Annotated in this window: 24 protein-coding genes; 14 read left to right on the forward strand and 10 right to left on the reverse strand. The window is 62.8% G+C overall.

The window, feature by feature from the left end:
- The first annotated feature begins 101 nt into the window (after window positions 1-101).
- The 4 genes from C4J94_RS05500 (at window position 102) to C4J94_RS05515 (ending at window position 4,271) form a co-directional block, all read left to right on the forward strand.
- Window positions 102-1,133, forward strand: a complete 1,032-nt coding sequence (locus C4J94_RS05500) for an amino acid ABC transporter substrate-binding protein (protein WP_053254520.1) — start codon at window positions 102-104, stop codon at window positions 1,131-1,133.
- Between the two features lie 72 nt (window positions 1,134-1,205).
- The gene (locus tag C4J94_RS05505; RefSeq protein ID WP_124385247.1) at window positions 1,206-2,387 is read left to right on the forward strand and encodes an amino acid ABC transporter permease; all 1,182 of its coding nucleotides are present in this window, start codon (window positions 1,206-1,208) and stop codon (window positions 2,385-2,387) included.
- 10 nt (window positions 2,388-2,397) lie between these two features.
- Window positions 2,398-3,495 (forward strand): amino acid ABC transporter permease, encoded by a 1,098-nt coding sequence (locus tag C4J94_RS05510; RefSeq protein ID WP_124385248.1) that lies wholly within the window; start codon window positions 2,398-2,400, stop codon window positions 3,493-3,495.
- Window positions 3,496-3,506: 11 nt separating this feature from the next.
- Window positions 3,507-4,271: an amino acid ABC transporter ATP-binding protein gene (locus C4J94_RS05515; protein WP_010444394.1), complete on the forward strand. Its 765-nt coding sequence runs from the start codon at window positions 3,507-3,509 to the stop codon at window positions 4,269-4,271.
- A gap of 53 nt (window positions 4,272-4,324) precedes the next feature.
- Here the strand turns inward: C4J94_RS05515 and C4J94_RS05520 are convergent, their stop codons facing one another.
- On the reverse strand, window positions 4,325-4,819 hold the full coding sequence (locus C4J94_RS05520) for a type II toxin-antitoxin system MqsA family antitoxin (RefSeq protein WP_124385249.1): 495 nt from the start codon (window positions 4,817-4,819) through the stop codon (window positions 4,325-4,327).
- Window positions 4,816-5,127 (reverse strand): type II toxin-antitoxin system MqsR family toxin, encoded by a 312-nt coding sequence (locus C4J94_RS05525; RefSeq protein WP_124385250.1) that lies wholly within the window; start codon window positions 5,125-5,127, stop codon window positions 4,816-4,818. The genes C4J94_RS05520 and C4J94_RS05525 overlap by 4 nt, the downstream gene beginning before the upstream one ends.
- A 159-nt stretch (window positions 5,128-5,286) precedes the next feature.
- Here C4J94_RS05525 and C4J94_RS05530 point away from each other — a divergent pair, with 159 nt between their 5' ends.
- Together C4J94_RS05530 and C4J94_RS05535 are read left to right on the forward strand one after the other, a co-directional pair.
- Window positions 5,287-5,946, forward strand: a complete 660-nt coding sequence (locus C4J94_RS05530; protein ID WP_124385251.1) for a FadR/GntR family transcriptional regulator — start codon at window positions 5,287-5,289, stop codon at window positions 5,944-5,946.
- Window positions 5,936-7,201 carry a CynX/NimT family MFS transporter gene (locus tag C4J94_RS05535; RefSeq protein ID WP_124385252.1) on the forward strand — a complete coding sequence of 422 codons (1,266 nt, stop codon included), beginning with the start codon at window positions 5,936-5,938 and terminating at the stop codon, window positions 7,199-7,201. Before C4J94_RS05530 ends, C4J94_RS05535 begins: the two co-directional genes overlap by 11 nt.
- Here the strand turns inward: C4J94_RS05535 and C4J94_RS05540 are convergent.
- The 7 genes from C4J94_RS05540 to C4J94_RS05570 form a co-directional block, all read right to left on the reverse strand.
- Window positions 7,196-8,314 carry a DUF1120 domain-containing protein gene (locus tag C4J94_RS05540; protein ID WP_124385253.1) on the reverse strand — a complete coding sequence of 373 codons (1,119 nt, stop codon included), beginning with the start codon at window positions 8,312-8,314 and terminating at the stop codon, window positions 7,196-7,198. The genes C4J94_RS05535 and C4J94_RS05540 overlap by 6 nt on opposite strands.
- Window positions 8,315-8,325: 11 nt before the next feature.
- On the reverse strand, window positions 8,326-10,749 hold the full coding sequence (locus C4J94_RS05545) for a fimbria/pilus outer membrane usher protein (protein ID WP_124385254.1): 2,424 nt from the start codon (window positions 10,747-10,749) through the stop codon (window positions 8,326-8,328).
- On the reverse strand, window positions 10,736-11,446 hold the full coding sequence (locus C4J94_RS05550) for a fimbria/pilus chaperone family protein (RefSeq protein ID WP_124385255.1): 711 nt from the start codon (window positions 11,444-11,446) through the stop codon (window positions 10,736-10,738). The genes C4J94_RS05545 and C4J94_RS05550 overlap by 14 nt, the downstream gene beginning before the upstream one ends.
- 25 nt (window positions 11,447-11,471) lie before the next feature.
- Window positions 11,472-12,095 (reverse strand): DUF1120 domain-containing protein, encoded by a 624-nt coding sequence (locus tag C4J94_RS05555; RefSeq protein WP_124385256.1) that lies wholly within the window; start codon window positions 12,093-12,095, stop codon window positions 11,472-11,474.
- Between the two features lie 9 nt (window positions 12,096-12,104).
- Window positions 12,105-12,731: a DUF1120 domain-containing protein gene (locus C4J94_RS05560; RefSeq protein ID WP_124385257.1), complete on the reverse strand. Its 627-nt coding sequence runs from the start codon at window positions 12,729-12,731 to the stop codon at window positions 12,105-12,107.
- Between the two features lie 37 nt (window positions 12,732-12,768).
- Complete coding sequence (locus C4J94_RS05565) at window positions 12,769-13,395, reverse strand: DUF1120 domain-containing protein (protein ID WP_124385258.1); 627 nt, start codon at window positions 13,393-13,395, stop codon at window positions 12,769-12,771.
- A 70-nt stretch (window positions 13,396-13,465) separates the two neighbouring features.
- Window positions 13,466-14,092: a DUF1120 domain-containing protein gene (locus C4J94_RS05570; protein WP_124385259.1), complete on the reverse strand. Its 627-nt coding sequence runs from the start codon at window positions 14,090-14,092 to the stop codon at window positions 13,466-13,468.
- A gap of 382 nt (window positions 14,093-14,474) precedes the next feature.
- On the opposite strand from C4J94_RS05570, the gene C4J94_RS05575 reads away from it, so the two are divergent.
- The 6 genes from C4J94_RS05575 to dacB all read left to right on the forward strand — a co-directional run bounded on the left by C4J94_RS05575 (window position 14,475) and on the right by dacB (window position 21,195).
- Complete coding sequence (locus tag C4J94_RS05575) at window positions 14,475-15,254, forward strand: response regulator (protein WP_124385260.1); 780 nt, start codon at window positions 14,475-14,477, stop codon at window positions 15,252-15,254.
- A 207-nt stretch (window positions 15,255-15,461) separates the two neighbouring features.
- Window positions 15,462-16,097, forward strand: coding sequence for a response regulator transcription factor (locus tag C4J94_RS05580; protein WP_124385261.1), 636 nt, complete (start codon window positions 15,462-15,464; stop codon window positions 16,095-16,097).
- 89 nt (window positions 16,098-16,186) lie between these two features.
- A complete protein-coding gene (locus tag C4J94_RS05585) occupies window positions 16,187-16,657 on the forward strand; it encodes a nuclear transport factor 2 family protein (protein ID WP_124385262.1) in 471 nt (156 codons plus the stop codon).
- Between the two features lie 36 nt (window positions 16,658-16,693).
- A complete protein-coding gene (locus C4J94_RS05590) occupies window positions 16,694-16,969 on the forward strand; it encodes a GIY-YIG nuclease family protein (RefSeq protein ID WP_124385263.1) in 276 nt (91 codons plus the stop codon).
- Between the two features lie 133 nt (window positions 16,970-17,102).
- On the forward strand, window positions 17,103-19,517 hold the full coding sequence (locus C4J94_RS05595) for a TonB-dependent receptor (protein WP_124385264.1): 2,415 nt from the start codon (window positions 17,103-17,105) through the stop codon (window positions 19,515-19,517).
- Window positions 19,518-19,737: 220 nt separating this feature from the next.
- On the forward strand, window positions 19,738-21,195 hold the full coding sequence (gene dacB / locus C4J94_RS05600; RefSeq protein WP_124385265.1) for a D-alanyl-D-alanine carboxypeptidase/D-alanyl-D-alanine-endopeptidase: 1,458 nt from the start codon (window positions 19,738-19,740) through the stop codon (window positions 21,193-21,195).
- 1 nt (window position 21,196) lies between these two features.
- Here dacB and C4J94_RS05605 read toward each other — a convergent pair whose 3' ends face one another.
- Window positions 21,197-21,976 (reverse strand): IclR family transcriptional regulator, encoded by a 780-nt coding sequence (locus C4J94_RS05605; RefSeq protein ID WP_124385266.1) that lies wholly within the window; start codon window positions 21,974-21,976, stop codon window positions 21,197-21,199.
- A gap of 119 nt (window positions 21,977-22,095) precedes the next feature.
- Between C4J94_RS05605 and hmgA the strand changes: the two genes are divergently transcribed.
- Entirely contained in the window at window positions 22,096-23,379 is a 1,284-nt protein-coding gene (hmgA, locus tag C4J94_RS05610; RefSeq protein ID WP_124385267.1) for a homogentisate 1,2-dioxygenase, read from the forward strand.
- 3 nt (window positions 23,380-23,382) lie between these two features.
- Window positions 23,383-24,669, forward strand: coding sequence for a fumarylacetoacetase (gene fahA, locus C4J94_RS05615; protein ID WP_124385268.1), 1,287 nt, complete (start codon window positions 23,383-23,385; stop codon window positions 24,667-24,669).
- The last annotated feature ends 8 nt before the right edge of the window (window positions 24,670-24,677 follow it).

The following is a 24,677-nucleotide window of genomic DNA, read 5'->3' on the forward strand; positions in this document are numbered from 1 at the left end:
ATGCCGCTTGACCCTAAAAAAAGCCAACACGGGTCGATATCGCCTCATAAGGGTGCGCTGAGGTTCGAGCTTCGACACAACAAGAGCAACTGGAGGTTTGAATGAAGGTATTGAAATCCACCCTGGCCATCGTGACCGCGGCCGCTGTACTGGGCGTCAGTGGTTTTGCCCAGGCTGGCGCCACCCTGGACGCCGTGCAGAAGAAAGGCTTTGTGCAATGTGGCGTGAGTGACGGCTTGCCGGGCTTCTCGGTGCCGGATGCCAGCGGCAAGATCCTCGGGATCGACGCCGACGTATGCCGCGCCGTGGCCGCCGCCGTTTTCGGTGATGCGACCAAGGTCAAATTCAGCCAGTTGAATGCCAAGGAGCGTTTCACCGCGCTTCAGTCCGGCGAAGTCGACATCCTGTCGCGCAACACCACCATGACCAGCTCGCGCGATGCGGGCATGGGCCTGAAATTCCCGGGCTTCATCACCTACTATGACGGCATCGGTTTCCTGGTAAACAACAAGCTGGGCGTAAAAAGCGCCAAGGAACTGGACGGTGCAACCATCTGCATCCAGGCCGGTACCACCACTGAGCTGAACGTTTCGGATTACTTCCGCGGCAACAACCTCAAGTACACCCCGATCACCTTCGACACCTCTGACGAAAGCGCCAAGTCGCTGGAATCCGGGCGTTGCGACGTGCTGACCTCCGACAAATCCCAGCTGTTCGCCCAGCGCAGCAAGCTGGCTTCGCCGAAGGACTACGTGGTACTGCCGGAAACCATCTCCAAGGAGCCGCTGGGCCCGGTCGTGCGTAACGGCGACGACGAGTGGCTGGCCATCGTGCGCTGGGTAGGCTACGCCATGCTCAACGCTGAAGAAGCCGGCATCACCTCGAAAAACGTCGAAGCTGAAGCCAAGTCCACCAAGAACCCGGACGTCGCACGTCTGCTCGGTGCCGACGGCGAATACGGCAAAGACCTGAAAGTGAAGAAGGACTGGGTCGTACAGATCGTCAAGCAGGTGGGTAACTACGGCGAAGTGTTCGAGCGCAACCTGGGCAAGAGCACCCCGCTGGAAATCGACCGTGGCCTGAACGCGCTGTGGAACAACGGCGGCATTCAATACGCACCGCCTGTGCGCTGATCGCTGATGGTTCTGTCACCCGGTGGGCCAACCGCCGGGTGATGTTCTGTTCCATTCTTTCCGGGGCACTTCATGCAAAATCAAATCGGCGCACCAAAGCAGAAGCTCAGCTTCAGCGATCCCAAAGTGCGTGCGTGGCTCTTCCAGATCATCACGATAGTGGCGGTGGTCTCGCTGGGCTGGTACCTCTTCAACAATACCCAGACCAACCTGCAACACCGGGGCATCACCTCGGGTTTCGACTTTCTTGAGCGCAGTGCCGGCTTCGGCATCGCGCAGCATTTGATCGATTACACCGAATCGGACAGCTATGCCCGCGTCTTTGTGATCGGCCTGCTCAACACTTTGCTGGTGACCGTGATCGGTGTGGTGCTGGCGACCCTGCTCGGCTTCATCATCGGCGTGGCACGCCTGTCGCCCAACTGGATGATCAACAAGCTGGCGACGGTGTACGTGGAAGTGTTCCGCAACATTCCACCGCTGCTGCAGATCCTGTTCTGGTACTTCGCGGTGTTCCTGACCATGCCGGGGCCGCGCAACAGCCATAACTTCGGTGACACTTTCTTTGTCAGCAGCCGCGGCCTGAACATGCCGGCCGCGCTGGCCGCCGACGGGTTCTGGCCGTTCGTGGCCAGCGTCGTGGTGGCGATTGTCGCCATTGTGCTGATGAGCCGCTGGGCTAATAAGCGCTTTGAAGCCACTGGTGTGCCGTTCCACAAGTTCTGGGCGGGCCTGGCACTGTTCATCCTGATCCCGGCGCTGTGCGCGCTGATCTTCGGTGCGCCGCTGCATTGGGAAATGCCGAAGCTACAAGGCTTCAACTTTGTCGGTGGCTGGGTGCTGATCCCGGAACTGCTGGCGCTGACCCTGGCGCTTACCGTCTACACCGCGGCGTTTATCGCCGAGATCGTGCGTTCGGGCATCAAGTCCGTCAGCCACGGCCAGACCGAAGCCGCACGCTCCCTGGGCCTGCGCCCCGGGCCGACGCTGCGCAAGGTCATCATCCCGCAAGCGTTGCGGGTGATCATTCCGCCGCTGACCAGCCAATACCTGAACCTGGCGAAAAACTCGTCGCTGGCCGCCGGTATCGGTTACCCGGAAATGGTTTCGCTGTTCGCCGGTACGGTGCTCAACCAGACCGGCCAGGCCATCGAAGTCATTGCCATCACCATGAGCGTGTACCTGGCGATCAGCATCAGCATTTCCCTGCTGATGAACTGGTACAACAAGCGCATTGCGCTGATCGAGCGGTGAGGAAACCTGCATGAGTTCGCATACGTTCAAACCTGATATGCCGCCGCCGAGCAAAGTTTTCGGGCCGATGGCATGGATGCGCGCCAACCTGTTTTCCAGTTGGCTCAATACCCTGCTGACGTTGTTGGCGTTCTACCTGATCTACCTGGTGGTGCCGCCGATTCTGAGCTGGGCGATCATCGACGCCAACTGGGTCGGCACCACGCGCGCCGATTGCACCAAGGAGGGCGCCTGCTGGGTGTTCATCCAACAGCGCTTCGGGCAGTTCATGTACGGCTACTACCCCGGCGACCTGCGCTGGCGCGTGGACCTGACCGTATGGCTGGCGATTGTCGGCGTGGCGCCATTGTTCATCTCGCGCTTCCCGCGCAAGGCGATCTATGGCCTGGGCTTTTTGGTGCTGTACCCAATCATCGCGTTTTTCCTGCTGCACGGCGGGATCTTCGGCCTGGCCAACGTGGCGACCAGCCAATGGGGCGGGCTGATGCTGACCCTGGTGATTGCCACCGTCGGCATCGCTGGCGCCTTGCCCCTGGGCATCATGTTGGCGCTGGGGCGGCGTTCGAACATGCCGGCCATTCGTGTGGTCTGCGTGACTTTCATCGAGTTCTGGCGCGGCGTGCCGTTGATCACCGTGCTGTTCATGTCCTCGGTGATGCTGCCGTTGTTCCTGCCCGAAGGCATGGGCATCGACAAGCTGTTGCGGGCGTTGATCGGCGTGATCCTGTTCCAGTCGGCCTATGTGGCCGAAGTGGTGCGCGGTGGTTTGCAGGCGATTCCCAAGGGCCAGTACGAAGCGGCCGCAGCGATGGGCCTCGGCTACTGGCGTTCGATGGGCCTGGTGATCCTGCCGCAAGCCTTGAAGATGGTGATCCCCGGGATCGTCAACACGTTTATTGCGTTGTTCAAGGACACCAGCCTCGTGATCATCATTGGCCTGTTCGACCTGCTCAACAGCGTCAAGCAAGCCGCCGCCGACCCGAAATGGCTGGGCATGGCCACTGAAGGCTATGTGTTCGCCGCCCTGGTGTTCTGGATTTTCTGTTTTGGTATGTCGCGCTATTCCATTCATTTGGAACACAAGCTCGACACAGGCCACAAGCGTTAGGAGTTGATGTGATGAGCGAAGCGATCAAACAGCCTGTGAGCCCTGAAGGCATTATCCAGATGCAGGGCGTCAACAAGTGGTACGGCCAGTTCCACGTGTTGAAAGACATCAACCTGAACGTCAAGCAGGGCGAGCGCATTGTGTTGTGCGGCCCTTCGGGGTCGGGCAAGTCCACCACCATTCGCTGCCTCAACCGTCTGGAAGAGCACCAGCAAGGCCGCATCGTGGTCGATGGGGTGGAGCTGACCAACGACCTCAAGCAGATCGAGGCGATCCGCCGTGAAGTCGGCATGGTGTTCCAGCACTTCAACCTGTTCCCGCACCTGACCATCCTGCAGAACTGCACGCTGGCGCCGATGTGGGTGCGCAAGATGCCCAAGCGCAAGGCCGAAGAAATTGCCATGCACTACCTGGAGCGCGTACGTATTCCGGAACAGGCCCACAAGTTTCCGGGGCAACTGTCCGGTGGCCAGCAACAGCGCGTGGCAATCGCCCGTGCGCTGTGCATGAAGCCCAAGATCATGCTGTTCGACGAGCCGACGTCGGCCCTCGACCCGGAAATGGTCAAGGAAGTGCTGGACACCATGATCGGCCTGGCCGAAGACGGCATGACCATGTTGTGCGTGACCCACGAGATGGGCTTTGCCCGCACCGTGGCCAACCGCGTGATCTTCATGGACAAGGGCGAAATCGTGGAGCAGGCGGCGCCGAATGACTTCTTTGACAACCCGCAGAATGAGCGGACCAAGTTGTTCCTGAGCCAGATTCTGCATTGATGGATGCTTGAAAGAATAAACCCGGCCTCGCGCCGGGTTTATTTATTGGGGGGCTACGACGCTTCAAGTGTTTCAGGCACGTCGTTGACTGTGTAAGTGAATGCATCACGCATATCAGCGCCTTCTGCCAGGGCTTTTGCATCTACAAGCAGATGCGGATGCCGATCCAGTAACCGCATCAGCAGCACCAAGGGTTTCGGGGCAAAAAGTTCGCCGCGTTCGTACCGCGAGAATGCGTTGTGGCCGCCACCGGACAGCAGATTCACTGCTTCCTTTTGCGTAAGGTGCAGTTTTCGGCGGATGCGCTTCATCTCCGCGCCGATCATTTTCCTGGCGGTGAGGGCTAGCTCTTCACCTGCTTCTCCATAGCGATCGGCACTGTCGGTATCCGGGTCCCAGAAGCCGTCGCCGCATACCTCGCATTTCCAGCCAGCAAGGTCGTCGACTCGACGTTCCATGCCTTTGATGCTGATGGTTTCACTGTGGCCCTCGAAATAGACCAACGCATCAGGCGCGCCACAGATGTAGCACAGCTCTGTTTTTTTCATGGGTTTTTCTCCTTGAAGGAGATTACCGGAGGCCTACCGTCTGCGCGGTAAGTGACCTTGATGTAAATCTCCCTGCCTTCAGAATGAGCGTGGTACACGTCCTGCCAGACCCGATGGTCGCCATACGTGGTCATCGACTTGTACAACATCCAGTTTTGCAGCTCATAGATGACATCTTTCATTTCCTCAAGGCTAAAACCCAGTTCCCAGCCGCAGCGTTGTGCCGAGTGGGTAAAGGCTCTGCGCCCAAGCCGCCTGACATCCGCCTTGATCACCGCCAGATCGTAATGAGGTGTGTACTTTTCCATAAGACACCTGAGTCCAATAATTACCCTTTAAGGGTAATTTTACCAATCGAAAATACTGCTCGTTTTCCTGCTTAGGAACCCTAGTGCGTTGCCTTTGTAGGCCACTCCGAATAGGCTGTAGGAAAATTCATCCTATGATTGGACGAAAGCTAAAAATCCATGACAGACATCGCCCCACTGATCAAACGTTCCCTGGTCGACCAGGCCCTTGAGCAACTGCGCCTGCGCATTGCCCAGGGCGTGTGGGCGATCGGCGAGCGATTGCCCACCGAGCCGGAGCTGTCCGCCGAGCTGGGCATTAGTCGTAATACCGTGCGTGAAGCCATGCGGGTGTTGGCGTTTTCCGGGCTGATCGATATTCGCCAGGGCGACGGCAGTTACTTGCGTTCGATGACCGATCCGCTGGGGACGATGCGGGCGTTGTCCCATTGCACCCTGGAGCAGGCGCAGGAGACCCGTGGGATTCTGGAGGTGGAGGCCATCGGGCTCGCGGCGCTGCGCCGTACCGATGAGGATCTGCACCGGCTGCGTAAAGCACTCACTGCCAGTGCCGAGCTGTTTCAGGGTGACCTGGAGGCCTATATCAGTGCCGACCTGCTGTTCCACCAACAGTTGGTGGACGCAGCCCACAACCCGGCCTTGAGCGAGCTGTACCACTACTTTTCCGCCATCGTCGGCGCACAGTTGCGCCAGACCCTGAACACCTCGCCACGACGCCAGGCGGTCTTCGACCTGCACGGCGCCCTGCTCGATGCGGTGGAACAACAAGACCCGCAACGCGCCAAATCCCTCTGCCGGCAGTTGATCAATGAACCTTGAAACCAAATCCATGCCCGACCTGGACGAACTGTTGATCGACGCCGAGGCCGACGATGAGGCGGTGCAACAGGCGCATCCGACCGTCGCTCGCCCTTGGCTGTTGCTGCTGGGCCTGGTGCTGGTGGCGCTGAACTTGCGACCGGCGTTATCGAGCCTGTCGCCGTTGCTGGCCGAGGTCTCAAGCAGCCTGGGGTTGTCGGCGGCCAGGGCCGGGCTGCTGACGACATTGCCGGTGCTGTGCCTGGGGCTGTTCGCGCCCACGGCGCCGATCCTGGCGCGACGCTTTGGTGCCGAGCGCGTGGTGCTCGGCATCCTGCTGACCCTGGCCGCCGGGATCATCCTGCGCAGTTCGTTCGGCGAAGTGGGATTGTTTGCCGGCAGCCTGATTGCCGGTGCGAGTATCGGCATTATCGGTGTGCTGCTGCCCGGCATCGTCAAACGTGATTTCGCAAGGCAGGCCGGCGCCATGACCGGTGTCTACACCATGGCACTGTGCTTGGGCGCCGCATTGGCTGCCGGCGCCACTGTGCCGCTGAGCCACTACTTCGGCGACAGCTGGACGATGGGCCTGGGCTTCTGGATCGTGCCGGCCCTGGTGGCGGCGCTGTTCTGGCTGCCGCAAATTGGGCACAAACACGGCGCCCACCGAGTTGCCTACGGAGTCAAAGGCCTGCTGCGCGACCCATTGGCCTGGCAAGTGACCCTGTACATGGGCCTGCAATCCTCCCTGGCCTACATTGTGTTTGGCTGGTTGCCGTCGATCCTGATCGGTCGCGGCCTGAGCGCCACCGAGGCCGGGCTGGCGCTGTCCGGCTCGATCATCGTGCAGCTGTTCAGTTCCCTGGCCGCGCCATGGCTGGCCACACGGGGCAAGGACCAGCGGCTGGCGATCGTGGTGGTGATGCTGCTCACGCTGGGCGGTCTGTTCGGTTGCCTGTATGCGCCACTCGATGGCCTGTGGGGCTGGGCGATTGTGCTGGGCCTGGGCCAGGGCGGCACCTTCAGCCTGGCGCTGACCTTGATCGTGTTGCGTTCGCGGGATCCCCATGTGGCTGCCAACTTGTCGAGCATGGCCCAGGGCATTGGCTACACCCTGGCGTCCATGGGGCCGCTGGCGGTGGGTGTGCTCCATGACTGGACCGGCGGCTGGGGCGCGACCGGCTGGGTGTTCGCCGTGCTCGGCGTGGGCGCAATGATCGCCGGGCTTGGCGCGGGCCGCGCGTTGTATGTCAACGTGCGCAGTGAGCGCTTATAGGTAGATCACTTCCAGCGTGGCCGAGCCGTCCAGCTCCACCTCGGCGGTCAGGTCGAGGCTGTTCATGGGGGCCAGGAATGTGCTCACGCTGAGGGTGGTGTTCAGGTGTTGGATCGCCACCGGGCCATGGGTACTGCCGGCGGTGTCGGTAAAGCCCAGGTAACTGCGAGCGCCCAGCGGAATCTGGAACGCGCTGGCGCTGCTCCAGGCGCTGCCGGCGGTGGTGGAGTCGGTGCGGTAGACCTGGGGCAGTTCGTCGGCGCGGGTTTGCAGCGGGTCGATGTACACGTAGAAACGACCGATCTTGTTTTGGCTGTTGTCCAGCGACAGCCCATAGGCTGTTTCACTGGTGCCGCCGGTGGCGCTGCCGTCACGGTTGTCCACCATGCGCAAGGCGTAGTGGGCCGGGCCGTCGCAGGCGATGTTCAACAGCAGGCTGCGGGTTGGCAGCACTGTATCCTTGTCGGGGTTGAGGTCCCTGGCGTGCATCAGGCCATAGTCCACCAGGCCGTTGTCGGAAAGGGTCGGCTCGCACGATGCCGGGGCAAAACGGGCTGTCAGGCTTAGCTCGCGGTTTTGGCCAGTGCCCGGCGCGTCGATCAGGCCGATGGTTTCCCAGGTGGTCGCATCGCGCACCTGCGTTGCTTCATGGGGTGCCCAGGCCTTTACCTGAAGGGTCAGAGCCAAGCTTTTGCCCATCGCCGGTACCCCGTCGCGCAACGGCGCGACAGCCTGGCCGGCCTGCCAGGACAGCGCATTACCGCGAGCCGTCGGCGCCACGCCCCTGCCGTTGAGCACACCCAGTTCAACGGCCTGGCCATCGAGCACAGCGTCTTGTACCTGCAGGCCGTAGCTGCCGCGCTCGGTAAAGCGCAAGCGCTGCGCGCCAGCCGTCACGGCGCGGTAGAACAGGCTCATGTCGCGCGTGTCAGGGCAGTTGAGGCTGACGTTCAAACGCCCTTCACCGAGCAGGCGTTCGGGGCCTGAGTAGAGCGCGCCCATGCGGCTGATCAGGCCGAAGTCGATGCGCGATTCGCTCAGCGTGAGGCGGCAGTCTTCGGCCATGGCGGTCGAGGCCAGCAGGGCGGCGCAGGCCGCCGGCAGACGTTTCATCAGTGCATTCCTCAGGGTTGCCCGCAGCGGGCCGGCGCAGTTTCGTAGTACAGCTCGGGATCGGCCTTGTCCGGCAACTCGAACCGCAAGCGACAGGCCGGTTGGCCGGGCGCCTTGATCCACAAGGGCGGCAGGTCGAGGATATTACCCAGAAACACTTGACTGCCTTCCTGGACCAGGGTGATGAACTCGCCGTCCGCGCTGCTGACGCTGGCGCCACGGGGCAGCGGCGCACCCCGTTCGGTCTGCACCTGCAACAGCGCGCGACGGGTCATGGTCACGCCGAATTCAACGCGATCCACCGCGCCGCGCCCGGTACTCAGCGTCGCCAGGCCGTTATCGATGTCGGCGTTGCGCGGCAGAGAGCGGGTTTGAACCTGAACCTGGCTGCGGCCGTAGGCGGCCACTTGCGGCACGATGGCCTGGCCCTGCCAGTCGGTCCAGACCGGGCCGCTGGGCGTCGAAACCTGAATACCGGGCATGTCGCTCACCGCCAGCACGGCGAAGGTATCGCGTACGGGGTAGGGCGACAGCGTCAGGCCATTGCCGTGCACTACCACGGCACCTCTTGCTGCGCCCTGGTAACTGGAACGTTCGGCGTCCGAGCGGGTGTAGTTCAGGTCCAGCTGGGCGTAGCGCGGCAGCATCGATACCCCGAAGGAGGACTCCACCTGCCCGTCGCGTGTGTCGTGCTCGGCCCCGACCCGGTAGCTCAATTGTTCATTGACCTGCTCGTTCAGGCCCACGCCGGTGCGATGCTCGCCGCCGGAGTTGCGCACCCAGCTGCGCCCCCGGCGATTGCTCCCCAGGGGCACGCTGAGGTTCAGGTAGAAGCCGTCTTCCTGCTGCTCGCGCCCGTCCAGTTGCCATTCGGCGCTGGTGGCAATCGATACGCCGCCCACGCTCGTGCCCCAGGCGGCGAGGGCGCGGCTGCTGGGCTGGTTGTCGTAGGTGCTGGAGCGGGAAACACCGGCACTGAAGGCGCCGAGCCACGGGTGGGACCAGGACAGGTTGGCGCTTTGTTGATCGCGGTAACGCGAACGGCGTCGATCATCCTGTTCGTTCGCGGAGTTGGCGTCCTCCAGCTCGCGGTACCCAGGGGTGCGATAGGACATCCCGGCGCTGACTGACCACTGCTCGCCCAGGCGCTGGGAAAATCCCAGGTCTGTCTGCATGCCCCTGGTGTGTTCGAACACTTGGCTGTCGGCGAGCTGTGCGGTCACTTGCAATTGGCTGTCGAGCCATGGCAGAAACGTCACGCCGAGCCCCGCCGAGCGATAATCCTCGGCTGCCAGCAACCCGCTGCTCAGGCTGGCCTGGCGATACATCGCGCCGCTCCAGCCGGCGCTGACCACCCATGGGTCCTGGCCAGCATCGGCGCCCGTGCTGCGCACCCGGCCGGCGCCCATCGAATAGCCCGGCGCCGGCAGGCTCATGCCGAGCATGGCTGCCGGGACGGTAAACCGCCGCTCGCCGCCGACGCTTTCCTTGACCGTCACTTCCACCTCTGAGCGGCTGTTGAGACGGCGCACATCGCTCAGGGAAAACGGCCCGGCGGGCACCACGGTGGAATGGATCAACGCACCGTTCTGCCGGATTTCCACCTGGGCCGGGCTGTTGGCGATGCCGGTAATGGTCGCGCCGGGTTGCTGGTCCTGCAGGGCCTGTTCGGTGAACACCTGCAGGCCGGTGATCTGCGCTCCAGCCAGCACCGGGTTGTACAGGTTGATCTGGCCCGCCTGCAGCACGGCCTGCTGGCGGGCGAAGGTGCGTTGGGCGTATGCCTCCAAGTGGGTGCTGCGCGAACGGCCTTGCTGCCAGGTCTGCACTTGGCGGCTGCGCAGGATCCAGTCGCCCGCGTTGACCCCGGCTTCGGTGTTGGCTGAGCCAAAGCCGCTGCTGTCGTCTTCATCCCTGTTGTACAGCCCGCTGAGGTCATAGTTGAGCAGGGCCGCGAAGCCGCCGGTCTGGTAGCCGGAGATGTCCTGTTCGCGGGTGCGCAGCGCTTGTGTCGGCACCACCAGCGACAGGGTCAGACTGGCGGGGTCCTGCTCCACCAGCGCCTGGGGATAAGTGCCGAGCACATCGGCGCACGGTGCGGCAGCCTTTGCGCCAGGGACAGTCAGGCGCGCGGCGTCCAGCAGCGCGGTGTTGAAGCACAGCGTGCCGTGCGCATCGAATGTTGCCTGCACCCGGCCCCGGCGTTGACCATTCACCATCAGATTGACCGCATGTTGCCCGGGACTGAAGCGCGGCGCGGCCAGCAGCAGCTCGGCCAGTTGCGGATCGATGCCGCGATGGCCAAGGGTCTGGGCGTCGAAGGCGGCGGCGTTGGCGTCAGGTTCAGCCCAGGCATCCCAGGCCAGCAATACATTGATCAATGGCACAAAGGCGCGGGCCAGCGAGGTTGGCACACGGCTTTCACGGTTGTTCATGGTTGCCTTGAACCAGCGGCGCATCGTAGGGCGCCACGGTGAATCCGTAGATCGTCGCCGGTTGCAGGCGTACCGACTGCGCACCCGCCGCCGTGGCCGCCATGTTCAGGGTTTCGCCGGGCAGTACGTAGGTGCGTGGCAGCATGGCCCGGCCGCTGCCCGGTTGCAGTTGAAGCTCCTGTGCCAGGCGAACCACATAGGCGCTGGGGTTGTGCACCTGCAATTGCTGGTGGTTCAGCGACCAGCGCAAGCCTTCCCACGGCGTGCGGTTGGGCGCCAGCCCCTTGGGGTGCAGGATCACCGGCAGGTTCTGGCGTACGGTCACGCCGACCCGGGCGTGCCCGGCCTGGGTCGGCGCGCGGCCCTGGGGCATGCCTTCGAAGGTGACGCGCTTGAGGCGCTGGGTTTGCAGTGGTTGCGGGGATTGCAGGATGAACCGCACCAGTTGGCTTTTCGACGGCTCCACTCGCGACAGTGGCGGCGTGACAAACAGCAGAGGCTCGGGGTCTTCGGGAATATCTTGGAGGGTGACGTGCAGCAGGGCCAGCTTGTCATCGGTGTTGGTCACCGAAATCGCTGTTTCGCCCTCGGCTTCGTGGACGATGACCACCGACGTATCCGGCACCATGCCGTCGGCCCTGGCGGTCGTGCACAGGGCGAGTGCCAGCAGGCCGATGGGCGAGAAAAACCAAGTCATCGCAGGGCTCCTTCATAGTGCGAGGTTAGAGGTAGTGCAGGTCCAGCGAGATCGATCCGTCGAGGGGCACCTCCTGGTCCAGCGTCAGGTACATGGCCGGGTTGATCGACGTATCGATGCGCAGCAGCGTGGTCAGTTGCGTCAGGGGCGACGGCATGCGCCCGCCCGGCCGGGCAAAGCCCATCAGCGCGCGCGGGTAGGCGTTGGTCTCGGCGAACCAGCTGGCGCCGAAATCCCGGGAGGCCATTGATTGCAGAGGCTGTCCGTCGCCCATCGGTTCGCGATAGGACAAGGCCACCGATCCCAGGCGCTCCGTCGGCGCATGGGGGTTCATGCCCAGGCCATAAAAGTAGTCCGGCGCCTGGGACGAGCCGGCGCGGTTATCGACGCCCATCAGGGCAAACAGCATCGGGCCGCTGCAGGTGATATCTATCTCCAGGATGTACGGGACCAGCACGTTGTACTGGTCCGGGTCCAGGCTGCTGGCGGCAATTGTGCCGTGATCGATCAGGCCGTCCCTGGAGAGCTGGACGGTGCAGGCATCCGGGGTGATCAGGCCGCTGACCTGCAGGTCCGTGGTCTGCGCCAGGGCGGCATGGCTGGCGGTCAGGCACAGCAGCATCAACGCAAGGGGTGGGCAGAGGTTCATGGTGGCCTTCTACAGGTAGACCACTTCGAGGGTGGCGGAACCGTCGATCGGCACTTCGTTGCTCAGGTCCAGCCCATCGGTGCGGTCGATAATGGTTTGTATGCCCAGTTCAACGTCGAGCTTTTGCATGGCGATTGGCGCACTGAGGTCGGCTGGATCAGCTGCGGACATATAAGTGTTGGGGTACCAGACCCACTCCCTGTACCAGGTCTGGCCCTGGTCTTCGGAGCCGATCGACTGGGCGGGCACGTTGTCCGCCAGTGAGTTGCTCCAGGTCAGGAAATACCCGCCCAGTTTCTTGCCGTCGACCAGGCCGATGCCATATTTGTTGTCGGTGGTACCGATAGCGGTACCGGCGCGGTTGTCGATAGCCCGCAGGGCGATCAGCGTTGACGCATCGCAGAGCACACTCAAGCTCAGCACATCGTTGCCGATAATAGTGTGTCGGTCAGGTGCCAGGTCACTGACCGAAATTTTGCCGTGATCGATCACGCCGTTCTTGGACAGGCTGGGTGTACAGGCGCTGGGCGTGATCAGGCCCTTGACGGTCAGCTCCACGGTGGATGCGGCGAATGCGCCGGGAACGCAAGCCAGCAGGGTAGCGGTGGCGGTCAGGAATTTGATGCGGGAAAACATGCTGAGGTACTCCGGGAAGAAGAAGGGGTGCAGGGCGTTACAGGTATTTCATTTCCAGCGTGGCGTGCCCGTCGATAGGCACCTCGTCGGTGAGAGTCAACTGACTGGCCCCGACGATAGTGGTGTACACCCGCAGTTCGGCGCTGACCTTGGTCAGTGCAATTGGACGCGGCAGGCCGTCCTTGAGGGCGAAGGCCGTCAAGGTGCCATGGCCCAGCACCATCGCTTCATGCCAACTGACGCCCGCGTCGCTGGAAAGGATGGTGCGCACGGCGACGCTGTCATCGGCCACTGCGTTCATCAGGCCGAACGCTGCGCTGCCTACGCGCTCGTTGCCGTTGATGACGCCCAGGCCGTGGTGCGCGACATTCATCGCCGAGCTACCGGCGCGGTTATCGATGGTGCTCAGGGCGAAAAACGTCGGCCCTTCGCAAACCACCTGCAGCCCCAGCTCACCTTGTTTGAGGGCCGTGGGTTTTTCCGGGTCGAGATCCTTGGCGGTGATCTTGCCGTGATCGATGTTGCCGTCATGGGTCAAGGTGGGCAGGCAGGCACTCGGGGTGATGGCCCCCTGGACGGCCAGTTGCGCAGAGCTAGCGGCAGTGGCTTGCAAGGCGCAGGCAAGCAGCAGCGGCGCCAGCAGATAGGGCGTTGAGGTATCCATGACTGGGCGTGTTCCTGTGGTGAGTACAACGGGCGATGGCCTGGGCCCCGCCTGCTTGGGCGCGGGGCTGTTACAGGTACTTCACTTCGATAGTGGCCGAACCGTCGATCAACACTTCATTGCTCAGGTCCAGGTCGCGGGCAGGGGCAATACGGGTCTGTACATGCAGTTCGCTGATCAGGTCTTTAATAGCAACTGGCGACCATTGGCCGCTGGCGCGATCACCAAAACCCGCCAGGTTGGCCTGTTGCCAGACGGCACCGTCGATATCGCTCCAACTGATGCCGTCATCGATCGACTCCAGCGGCATGACAGGGGTGTTGTCAGCGTTGGCTTCGCGCACTTCGAAGGTGTAATAGCCGATTTTCTGGGTGTCGTTGATCAGCCCCAGGCCATAGCCCACCGTGGGCAAGCTGGAGGAGGCGGCGCGGTTATCGATGCCGCGTAGCGCAAACAGGGTTTGGGCATCGCAGTTCACGCGCATCGTGAGGATGTTGTTGAAGACCTTGCCGCGATCCTGATCGATGTCCTTGGCGGAAATCTTGCCGTGGTCGATCACGGCATTGGACAGGCTGGGGGTGCAGGCGCTGGGTGTGATCAAACCCTTGACGGTCAGCTCGACGGTGCTGGTGGCGAAGGCTGAAGAAATACTGCCCAGCAGCAGGGCGGTACTCAGGGTTATCAGGGAGGCTTTCATGATGAGGTTCCGGTGCAGTGCGGTGTGCCGGGTACAGCTTCGCAGCGCCTGGCCCGCATGGGTTGGCGTGGGAGAGCGACCGTGGCGGTTGATTGAATGACGGCGCGGCATCGGCCGGCGCGTTCGGTTCCCGCGATGGGGATGGAGAAAATTTATAGCCTGGCGCTGCACCGGGAAATACAACAATTACGAGAATGGCACAGTGATGGCAAATCGCGGGTTTTCGTAATAGTTGTATCGTGGAATTGGTGTGTTTTTTTGTATTTTCCTGCGTTTTTCCGACCGCGAATTATTCGAATGAATAGTTCAACTCGCTTTCTTGCTGCTCGGTCGATCTCTAGTGCGCTGGGGCGTCGCCGCCACCGCCACTTTCGAGAAAACCATGCCTTCAGCTAACCCTCCCGCCCACTGGCAGCACCTGTGGGTGCTGGTGGTCGAGGACCATTGCACCTATCGCAGCCTGATGGAGGCTTTCCTGGACACACTGGGCGTCAGGCATGTGGTGGTCGGCGAGGGGGAATCGGCGCTGCGAGTGCTGGCCTCGGTGCGCGTAGACCTGGTGATCAGCGACTGCCGGATGCCGGTCATGGACGGTTACACCATGAGCAACAAGATACGCCGTCGCGAGCGCGCGCTGGATCTGCCCAGGGTGCCGATCGTGGCACTTACCGGCAGCCTGACTCCGGATGAAATCACACGCTGTTTCGACGCCGGCATGGACGCCTGCCTGGTCAAGCCCCTGAGTCTGCCACGCTTGCGCGAGTTGCTCGAAAGCTGGCTGCCCGATGCTCACGGCCAGCGCTCGACGTCGGGTCGCTGGGTGGTGGGAGCCTGCGCCGATTGGCCGACGCGCGCACAGTTGATCGAGACATTCGGCTCCCAGAGCGTCGTCGATGCGATGCTCAAGAGTCTGGTGCAGGAAGCCCGGGCCGATCAGCAGGCTTTGCTGCAAGGGCAGATCAGCCTTGACGCCGGGCTGGTCGGCGAGCGCTTGCACCGGTTGGTGGGCAGCCTGGCGTTTCTCGGCGCGGTGGAGCTGGAGCAGCGTTGCCAGGCACTGATGGCGGACCTGCGCAGCAAGGGGGTGCGGGCCAACCGGTCGGTTCTGGAGCAGTTGCTCAAGGACGTTTGTATCTACCTCGACTACCTGGCAGAGCTGTGAAAGCTGTTTTTGGCAATCGGCATCGTCGGAGTCGGTACGCGGTTTATTAACTCTTCGTGTAGGCCTTTTCTCTTTGTTTTGTGGGAAACAACAATCTTTCCCGCAAACGCTGGGTGCAGCCACAGGCCGCGGATTGGCGACGGTTGTTGCCTGTCGTCAAGGGCGGTACTTTGCGTTGATTCAACTAACCATCACGAGTGGTTCTCCATGATTCGCGTAATTATTGCTGACGATCACCCTATCGTTCGCATCGGGCAAAAAGTGGTGATTGAAGCTTCGGGTACTTACAAGGTCGTCGGCGAGGCCGACGGCCCCGATCAACTGCTGGCGCTGATGCGCGATACCCTTTGCGATGTACTGGTCACCGACTTCGCCATGCCGGGCGACCACCAGGCCGACGGTTACAGCCTGCTCGGGCTGTTGCATCGCAACCATCCGACCGTGCCGGTGATCCTGGTGACCATGTTCGCCAATATCGCCACCCTGCGTGCCTCCTTTGCCCTCGGCGCCCGGGCCATTGTGGCCAAAAGCGCATCCGCCAGGGAGCTGCCGCTGGCCATCCGCGCAGTGATCCGGGGGCGGACCTTTATCAGTGAGGCCCTGCGCGCGCAAATGGCCCAGGCCGGCGAGACTGACCCGGCGCTGCAGCCGCAGTTGTCCGGCAAGGAACGCGAGGTGGTGCGCATGTTGGCCAGCGGCATGACCGTCAGCCAGATCGCGGCACGGGTCAATCGCAGCATCTCGACCATCAGCAAGCAGAAGAGCACGGCCATGAGCCGACTGAGCATTTCCACGGACGTGGATCTATTCGCCTATGCCCGGCACAGTGGCATGGTGCCCTGACCCCAAGTATTTGCGCTGCGAATGTCGGTAGCCTTGGCGGCGCGGGCGGCTTATCGTGCGCCTACCTTTTCAACGCCCGGAACCTGCCCATGAGTGATGCCCATAACGCCTTGATCACCGAGTTCTACAGCGCTTTTCAGCGCCTGGACGCCGAGGCCATGGCGGCCTGCTATACCGATGACGTGCTGTTCAGCGACCCGGCGTTCGGCGAACTGCGCGGCCGCGATGCCGGTGATATGTGGCGCATGCTGACCACTCGGGCCAAGGACTTCTCGCTGACGTTCGACCACGTGCGCAGCGATGACACCCACGGCAGTGCGCACTGGGTGGCGACTTACCTGTTCAGCGCGACCGGCAATACCGTCGTCAACGATATCGGTGCGCGCTTTGTGTTTCGTGACGGCAAGATCTGCGAGCATCACGATCACTTCGACCTGTGGCGTTGGTCTCGCCAGGCGCTGGGCATCAAGGGGCTGCTGCTGGGCTGGTCGCCGGCGCTGAAAAACGCCGTGCGCGCCCAGGCCCTCAAAGGCCTGAAGGCATTTCAGGCCGGTCGTTGATAAGATTGGCGCTCCTCTGGCCCGCCGAATCGATCCGTGACGACTCCCACTGAAGCCAAACCCTGGTTCGTCTACCTGGTGCGTGCCGCCAACGGCTCGCTGTATTGCGGCATCAGTAATGACCCGCACCGCCGGTTTGCCGCCCACCAGAGCGGCAAGGGCGCGCGGTTCTTTTTGTCCAGCCCTGCCGTTGCCTTGGTGTACACCGAGCAATGCGCCAGCAAAGGCGAGGCGTTGCGCCAGGAGCGGCTGATCAAGAAACTCAAGAAGAGCGCCAAGGAATGCCTGGCGGCCAGCGGCTCTTCGATATGACTGAGGCGCTCTGCGCTGCGGAACCCGCAATTATTTTCAAACCGGAGTGAGGTAAACCCCAGGCCCATCCGTGTAGTGCTTGAAACTGCGATTTATTCGCATTAACAACATTTTCTACACGGGTTCTCACAGCATGAAATCGACGGCGGGCGGTTGGGTCAAACAGTGGCTGGGAGCCTCGGTATTTTCAGTCTCGGGTCTGGCGTTGCTGCCCCTTGCCGTGGCGCAGGCGCAGGAACAGCAAAGCGCCCAGTTCAACTTTGCCCTGGCGGCCAAACCACTTCCCCAGGCGCTGAGTGATTTCAGCCGGGTCACCGGGATCAGCGTGATCTACACCGACGAAGCGCCCTACGGCTTCAGCGCCCCGGCGCTCAACGGGCACATGAGCGCGACCCAGGCGCTGCAACGCCTGCTGGGCAATTCCGGCTTCACCTTCCGCCAGATCGACGCCCGTACCCTGGCGTTGGAGCCGCTGCCCGCCGATGGCGCGGTCAATCTCGGGGCCACCACCATCAGCGCCGCCAGCCCTGGCCAGGACAGCACCAGCTACCAGCCGCCGCCGACCAGTTCGGTGATGCGCTCGCGCGGCTTGCTGCTGGAAACCCCGCAAACCGTCAACGTGGTGCCCGCCCAGGTACTGCGCGACCAGCAACCGCGCAACCTGGACGATGCGCTGGGCAATGTCAGCGGCATCACCCAGTCCAACACCCTGGGCAGCACCCAGGACGCGGTGATGCTGCGCGGCTTCGGCGACAACCGCAATGGCTCGATCATGAAGGACGGCATGCCGCTGGTGCAGGGCCGTGCGTTGAACGCCACCGCCGAGCGCGTGGAAGTGCTCAAGGGCCCGTCGTCGTTGCTGTACGGCATCCAGGACCCGGGCGGCGTGGTCAACATCGTCAGTAAAAAGCCCGAGTTGGTACAATCCACTTCCCTGACCGCGCGCGGCTCCACCTTCGGCAGCGGCAAGAACGGCAGTGGCGGCAACCTCGATACCACGGGCCCGATAGGCGACAGCGGCCTGGCCTATCGCCTCATCGTCGACCATGAAGACGAAGACTATTGGCGCAACTACGGCACCCACCGCGAAACCCTGGTGGCGCCGTCGCTGGGCTGGTATGGCGACGTCACCCAAGTGGTGTTTGCCTATGAACACCGCGAGTTTCTGTCGCCGTTCGACCGTGGCACAGCCATCGACCCAAAAACCAATCACCCGCTGAACATCCCCGCAACGCGCCGCCTGGATGAGCCCTTCAACAATATGGAAGGCCGCTCCGACCTGTATCGCCTGACGGTCGATCACGACCTCAACGACGACTGGAAAGCGCACTTTGGCTACAGCTGGAACCGCGAAACCTACGACGCCAGCCAGGTGCGTGTGGTCAAGGTCAACACCAATGGCACCTTGACCCGCAGCATGGATGGCACCCAGGGCGCGCTGACCACCGACCGCTTCGCCACCGCCAGCCTCGAAGGTAAGGTCGACGTTGCCGGCATGCAGCACGACCTGGTGTTCGGGCTGGACGATGAGTACCGCAAGATCTACCGCGCCGACCTGATCCGCCAGGCGCCACGCGGCAACTTCAACTACCACGATCCGGTCTACGGCAACGAAGTGGCGGGCACCAACGTCAGCGCGCCGGACAGCAACCAGACCGATCTGCTGCGCAGCGATTCGCTGTTCTTTCAGGATGCCATCCACCTGAACGACCAGTGGATCCTGGTGGGCGGCGCGCGCTACCAGATGTACGACCAATATGCCGGCAAGGGCGTGCCGTTCACCGCCAACACCGATGGTAACGGCCAGAAATGGGTGCCGCGTGCCGGGCTGGTGTATCGCTACACCGATGAGCTTTCGTTCTACGGCAGTTACACCGAATCGTTCAAACCCAACTCCACCATCGCGCCGCTGGCCAACAAAACCGTGCTCGATGGCAGCCTCCAGCCGGAAGAATCCAAGGCCTGGGAGCTGGGCACCAAGTTCGACTTGCCGGGGCGCATCACCGCGAGCGCGGCGCTGTTCACCATCGACAAGCGCAACGTGCTGGTGCAGGTGGGCGAGGGGTTGACCTCGGTCTACAGCGTGGCGGGCAAGGTTCGCTCCCGTGGCCTGGAGCTGGATGCCAGTGGCCAGTTGAGCGACAAGTGGAGCCTGATCGGCAGTTACGCCTACACCGATGCCGAGGTCACCGAAGACCCGACCCTCAAGGGCAACCGCCTGCAGAACGTGGCGAAAAATACCGCCTCGTTGTCGGCCGTGTATGACTTCGGCAGCCTCCTGGGCGGCGATCAACTGCGCGTCGGGGCCGGTGCGCGCTATGTGGGCGAGCGGGCAGGGGACGCGGCCAACAGCTTCGAATTGCCCAGCTACACCGTGGCCGATGTGTTCGCCAGTTATGACACCCGGCTCGACGGGCAGAAGGTCAAGTTCCAGCTCAACGTGAAGAACCTGTTCGACCGTACCTATTACACCTCGTCAGTGAACACCCAGTTCGTGTCCATCGGCGATGCACGGCAGGTATCGGTGTCCAGCACTCTTACCTTCTGACCGGATGTGCTTTTTGTAGGAGCGAGCTTGCTCGCGAAGAACTCAAGGCCACCGTGTTTATCCAGAATGAACGCGTTGCCTGGACGTTTTTCGCGAGCAAGCTCGCTCCTACAGTGAACCTCTTTCGCTTAACTGACCTGCATTAGGGCTTGCCCCCTCCCACATTGACACCTGAGCTGTTAGCGTTGCCGGCATTCGACGCCTACGGAAAACGCTACTGATGCACTTTGGAAGATGGTTACACACCAGCGCCCTGCTGGTCGGCTTGAGCGTTCTACTGGGCGGCTGCGCCAGCGTTTCATCCACCTCCACCCCCGCCACGCTGGACAAACTGCTGGCCGACCCGGCGCTGCACGGCGCCAGCGTCTCGCTGATGGTGCGCGACGCCCGCAGCGGCAGCACGCTCTACCAGCACAACCCTGGCACGCGCCTGGTGCCGGCGTCCAACCTCAAGCTGCTGACCACCGCGGCGGCCATGGATGTGCTGGGCCCGCAATATCGCTTTGCCACGCAACTGTTGAGCGATGGCATCCGCCAGGGCGACCGACTGACCGGTAATCTCTACCTGCGCGGCCTGGGCGACCCGAGCATTCAGTACGCCGACTACCAAGCGCTGGCGGCGCAACTGGCCAGCCAGGGCGTGCGCCAGGTGCAGGGCGATCTGGTGTTCGACGATACCTGGTTCGACGCCGAACGCCTGGGCGTCGATTGGTCCCACGATGATGAAACCACCTACTACGGTGCGCAGATCTCCGCGCTGACCGTGTCCCCCAATACGGACTTTGACGCGGGCAGTGTGTTGGTCACGGCCAAGGCGCCGGTACTCGCTGGCCTGCCGGTGAGCGTCGACCTGTTCCCGCCCAGCGATTACCTGCAATTGAGTAACCGCGCCGTCAGTGGGCCGGGCAACAGCTATGGGATCAATCGCCGGCATGGCACCAACCTGTTGCAGTTCAGTGGCACTGTTGCGCCGGGCAAGCAGAGCGAGCAACTGGTCAGCGTATGGGAGCCGACGCAATGGGTGGCCAATTTGTTTGAACAGGCGCTGGCGCAACAGGGCATCAAAGTGCAGGGCCGTCGCGTGATGGGCGGGGCAAGCCCGGCCACGGCGACGCTGCTGGCCGAGCACCGATCGGCGCCCTTGCAGGCGTTGATCACGCCGCTGCTCAAGCTTTCCAACAACACCATGTCCGAAGCCTTGCTCAAGGCCATGGGCCGGCAGACCGCCAACAGCGGCACGGCGGCGGCGGGCACACTGGCGGTGGCGGGGTTCCTCAAGCGTCAGGGCCTGGATGCGACGACGCTGAGCCAGGTAGACGGTTCCGGCCTGTCGCGCCGCAACCTGGTGTCGACGCAAACCCTCACCGACCTGCTGCTGGCTGCGCGCAAGCAACCGTGGTTCGACGCCTGGTACAACGCACTGCCGATTGCCGGCAACAGCGAGCGCATGAGCGGTGGCAGCTTGCGTTATCGCCTGCGCGGCACCCCGGCGGAAAACAATCTGCATGGCAAAACCGGTTCGATGAGCGGCGTGTCGTCCTTGAGTGGCTATGTCACCGATGCCCACGGGCGCCAGCTGGCGTTTGCCATGGTGGCCAACAACTACGTGGTCGCCGGCGCGCAGGTCAAGGCGCTGGAGAACCGGGTGGCGGTGGCCCTGTCAGGCTGGGACGATTGATTCAGGGCTGATAGCCCATGCGCCAACTCACGGCCTTGGTCGCCGCCAGCAATCGCTGGGCCGCCGGGCCGTCTTCATCGGCATGGAACAGCGAGGTGGGGCCGACCACGGTCATCACCGCCGCCACGTGCCCGATGGCGTTGAACACCGGGGCCGACAGCGCATCCACCCCCGGCATCAGCAAACCATGCACGAAGTGCAGGCCTCGGCGGCGGATCTGTTCGCAGACAGTGACGTAGGCGGCGTCATTCGCCAGGCTGTGGGCCAGGCCGGCTTGAATCTCACGCTCGCGCAGTTCCACGGTTTCCCGCGTGGGCAGGTAGGCGCTGAACACCAGCCCTGTGGAAGAACTGAGCAGCGGTAACACCGAGCCTAGCTGGGTCACCACCGTCACGGCGCGCACCGCCGGTTCGATCTGCACCACGGTCGCCCCCTGGTTGCCCCATACCGCCAGGAAGCAGGTTTCATTCAGTTCATCGCGCAGCTCCGCCAAGGGCATCGCGCCAACCTTCAACACATCCATGCTGCCCAGCGCGGCCAGGCCTACACGCAAGGCTTCGCGGCCCAGGCCGTAATGGTTGGTGGCGGCGTTCTGTTCGGCAAAACCCGACGCGATCAGGGCCTGCAGGTAGCGGTGGACCTTGCTTGCCGGCATCTGCACATGCTCGGCCAGGCGCGACAGCGACGTGGCCGGTGACAACTCAGCCAGGGCCTTGAGGATATCGGTGCCCACTTCGGCCGAGCGGACTTTCTGTTTGCCGGTGTCGCGGGGCTTTTCCATGGGGGAGCGGGAATCCGAGAGATGAGTGGGCGTCTTTATAGCTTGACGGTCGACAGTGATCAAATTACGTTATGCGTAACCGGATTACGATAAAAACAACTTCCGCCTGAGGATGGTCCATGAACCTCGAATACCAATCGGGCTTTGGCAATCAATTCGCCAGCGAAGCCCTGCCTGGCGCATTGCCCGTTGGCCAGAACTCCCCGCAAAAAGCCCCCTACGGTCTGTACACCGAACTGTTCTCCGGCACGGCCTTCACCATGGCCCGCAGCGAAGCCCGGCGCACCTGGCTGTACCGCATCCAGCCGTCGGCCAATCACCCGGCCTTCATCAAGCTGCAAAGGCAATTGGCAGGCGGGCCGCTGGGCGCCGTGACGCCCAATCGCCTGCGCTGGAACCCGCTGGACATGCCCGGCGAGCCGACCGACTTTATCGACGGGCTGGTGCGCACGGTGGCCAATTCGGGCTTGGAAAACCCCTCGGGCATCAGCATCTACAACTACCGCGCCAACCGTTCGATGGAGCGGGTGTTCTTCAATGCCGATGGCGAGTTGTTGATCGTGCCCGAGCAGGGTCGCCTACGTATAGCGACAGAATTGGGCGTGCTCGAGGTCGAGCCGCTGGAAATCGTCGTGCTGCCACGCGGGCTCAAGTTCCGGGTCGAATTGCTCGACGCCCAGGCGCGCGGCTATATCGCCGAAAACCACGGCGCGCCGCTGCGCCTGCCGGACCTGGGCCCCATCGGCAGCAATGGCCTGGCCAACCCGCGCGACTTCCTCAGCCCCGTCGCCCACTACGAAGACCTCAAGCAGCCGACCACCCTAGTGCAGAAATTCCTCGGCGAGCTATGGGCCTGCGAGCTCGACCACTCGCCGCTGAACGTGGTGGCCTGGCACGGCAACAACGTGCCGTACAAATACGACCTGCGCCGCTTCAACACCCTCGGCACGGTGAGCTTCGACCACCCGGACCCGTCGATCTTCACCGTATTGACCTCGCCCACCAGCGTGCATGGCCTGGCCAACCTCGACTTCGTGATATTCCCGCCGCGCTGGATGGTGGCCGAGAACACCTTCCGGCCGCCGTGGTTCCACCGCAACCTGATGAACGAATACATGGGCCTGATCCAGGGTGCCTACGACGCCAAGGCCGAGGGCTTCGTGCCTGGCGGCGCCTCGCTGCACAGCTGCATGAGCGCCCACGGGCCTGATGGCGAGACCTGTACCAAGGCGATCAACGCCGAGCTGGCGCCGCACAAAATCGATAACACCATGGCGTTCATGTTCGAAACCAGCCAGGTGCTGCGCCCCACCCAGTTCGCGCTGGAATGCCCGCAACTGCAACCCGCTTATGACGCGTGCTGGGCTTCGCTGCCCGCCACCTTCAACCCGAATCGGAGATAACCCATGACTCAACCCACACACGCCCGCAGCTGGGTCGCCTCCGCCAACGGCCACGCGGATTTTCCCCTGCAGAATCTGCCGCTGGGGGTGTTCAGTATCAACGGCTCGGCGCCGCGCAGTGGCGTGGCGATTGGCGAAGCGATCCTCGACCTGCACGCCGCGCTGGATGAATTTGACGGTGAAGCCCGACGTGCCGTTGAGGCGACTGCCGGCGGCCAACTGAACGCGTTTTTCGAACTCGGCCGCGGCCCCCGCGTGGCCCTGCGCGAGCGCCTGCTGGAACTGCTTGCCGAAGGCAGCAAGCTCAAGACCCGCGAGGCGCAGGTGCTGCACCGCGCCGCCGACTGCCAGATGCACCTGCCCGCCAAAATCAACGATTACACCGACTTCTACGTTGGCATCGAACACGCACAGAACGTCGGCAAATTGTTCCGCCCCGACAACCCGCTGTTGCCCAACTACAAGTACGTGCCGATTGGTTACCACGGCCGCGCCTCGACCATCCGCCCGTCGGGCACCGAGGTACGTCGCCCCAAAGGGCAGACCCTGCCCGCCGGCCAGGCCGAGCCGACGTTCGGCCCCTGCGCTCGCCTGGACTATGAACTGGAACTGGGCATCTGGATCGGCCAGGGCAATGCCATGGGCGACGCGATTGCCATCGGCGATGCGGCCGAGCATATCGCCGGTTTCTGCCTGCTCAACGACTGGTCGGCCCGCGACATCCAGGCTTGGGAATACCAGCCGCTGGGGCCGTTCCTGTCCAAGAGCTTCATCACCAGCATCTCGCCCTGGGTGGTAACGGCCGAAGCGCTGGAACCGTTCCGCAAGGCCCAACCGGCACGCCCCGCAGGCGATCCGCAACCGTTGCCGTACCTGCTGGACCCTCGCGACCAGAAGGCGGGCGCCTTCGATATCGAACTGCAAGTGCTGCTGACCACCGCAGCGATGCGTGAACAGAACCTGCCGGCCCATCGCCTGACCTTGAGCAACACCGAACATATGTACTGGACCGTGGCGCAAATGGTTGCGCACCACAGCGTCAATGGCTGCCAACTGCAGGCCGGTGACCTGTTCGGCTCGGGTACGTTGTCGGGGCCGCAGCCGGGGCAGTTCGGCAGCCTGCTGGAGATCACCGAAGGCGGTAAGAAGCCGATTGAGCTGGCGTCCGGCGAGGTGCGCAAGTTCCTCGAAGACGGCGACGAAATCATTCTGCGCGCGCGTTGCAACCGCGAAGGCTTTGCCTCCATCGGTTTCGGTGAATGCCGCGGCACCGTGGTCGCCGCACGCTGAGAGGGCAG

This window comes from Pseudomonas sp. R5-89-07 (genome assembly GCF_003851685.1).
Lineage (GTDB): Bacteria > Pseudomonadota > Gammaproteobacteria > Pseudomonadales > Pseudomonadaceae > Aquipseudomonas.

Coding starts and splice junctions, on each gene's coding strand:
- C4J94_RS05525 (WP_124385250.1), bottom strand. CDS start 5,127: ATGGAAAAGTACACACCTCATTACGATCTGGCGGTGATCAAGGCGGAT.
- dacB (WP_124385265.1), top strand. CDS start 19,738: ATGCACTTTGGAAGATGGTTACACACCAGCGCCCTGCTGGTCGGCTTG.
- C4J94_RS05570 (WP_124385259.1), bottom strand. CDS start 14,092: ATGAAAGCCTCCCTGATAACCCTGAGTACCGCCCTGCTGCTGGGCAGT.
- C4J94_RS05565 (WP_124385258.1), bottom strand. CDS start 13,395: ATGGATACCTCAACGCCCTATCTGCTGGCGCCGCTGCTGCTTGCCTGC.
- C4J94_RS05575 (WP_124385260.1), top strand. CDS start 14,475: ATGCCTTCAGCTAACCCTCCCGCCCACTGGCAGCACCTGTGGGTGCTG.
- C4J94_RS05510 (WP_124385248.1), top strand. CDS start 2,398: ATGAGTTCGCATACGTTCAAACCTGATATGCCGCCGCCGAGCAAAGTT.
- C4J94_RS05530 (WP_124385251.1), top strand. CDS start 5,287: ATGACAGACATCGCCCCACTGATCAAACGTTCCCTGGTCGACCAGGCC.
- C4J94_RS05560 (WP_124385257.1), bottom strand. CDS start 12,731: ATGTTTTCCCGCATCAAATTCCTGACCGCCACCGCTACCCTGCTGGCT.
- C4J94_RS05595 (WP_124385264.1), top strand. CDS start 17,103: ATGAAATCGACGGCGGGCGGTTGGGTCAAACAGTGGCTGGGAGCCTCG.
- fahA (WP_124385268.1), top strand. CDS start 23,383: ATGACTCAACCCACACACGCCCGCAGCTGGGTCGCCTCCGCCAACGGC.
- C4J94_RS05605 (WP_124385266.1), bottom strand. CDS start 21,976: ATGGAAAAGCCCCGCGACACCGGCAAACAGAAAGTCCGCTCGGCCGAA.
- hmgA (WP_124385267.1), top strand. CDS start 22,096: ATGAACCTCGAATACCAATCGGGCTTTGGCAATCAATTCGCCAGCGAA.
- C4J94_RS05520 (WP_124385249.1), bottom strand. CDS start 4,819: ATGAAAAAAACAGAGCTGTGCTACATCTGTGGCGCGCCTGATGCGTTG.
- C4J94_RS05550 (WP_124385255.1), bottom strand. CDS start 11,446: ATGACTTGGTTTTTCTCGCCCATCGGCCTGCTGGCACTCGCCCTGTGC.
- C4J94_RS05545 (WP_124385254.1), bottom strand. CDS start 10,749: ATGAACAACCGTGAAAGCCGTGTGCCAACCTCGCTGGCCCGCGCCTTT.
- C4J94_RS05535 (WP_124385252.1), top strand. CDS start 5,936: ATGAACCTTGAAACCAAATCCATGCCCGACCTGGACGAACTGTTGATC.
- C4J94_RS05515 (WP_010444394.1), top strand. CDS start 3,507: ATGAGCGAAGCGATCAAACAGCCTGTGAGCCCTGAAGGCATTATCCAG.
- C4J94_RS05500 (WP_053254520.1), top strand. CDS start 102: ATGAAGGTATTGAAATCCACCCTGGCCATCGTGACCGCGGCCGCTGTA.
- C4J94_RS05555 (WP_124385256.1), bottom strand. CDS start 12,095: ATGAACCTCTGCCCACCCCTTGCGTTGATGCTGCTGTGCCTGACCGCC.
- C4J94_RS05580 (WP_124385261.1), top strand. CDS start 15,462: ATGATTCGCGTAATTATTGCTGACGATCACCCTATCGTTCGCATCGGG.
- C4J94_RS05505 (WP_124385247.1), top strand. CDS start 1,206: ATGCAAAATCAAATCGGCGCACCAAAGCAGAAGCTCAGCTTCAGCGAT.
- C4J94_RS05540 (WP_124385253.1), bottom strand. CDS start 8,314: ATGAAACGTCTGCCGGCGGCCTGCGCCGCCCTGCTGGCCTCGACCGCC.
- C4J94_RS05585 (WP_124385262.1), top strand. CDS start 16,187: ATGAGTGATGCCCATAACGCCTTGATCACCGAGTTCTACAGCGCTTTT.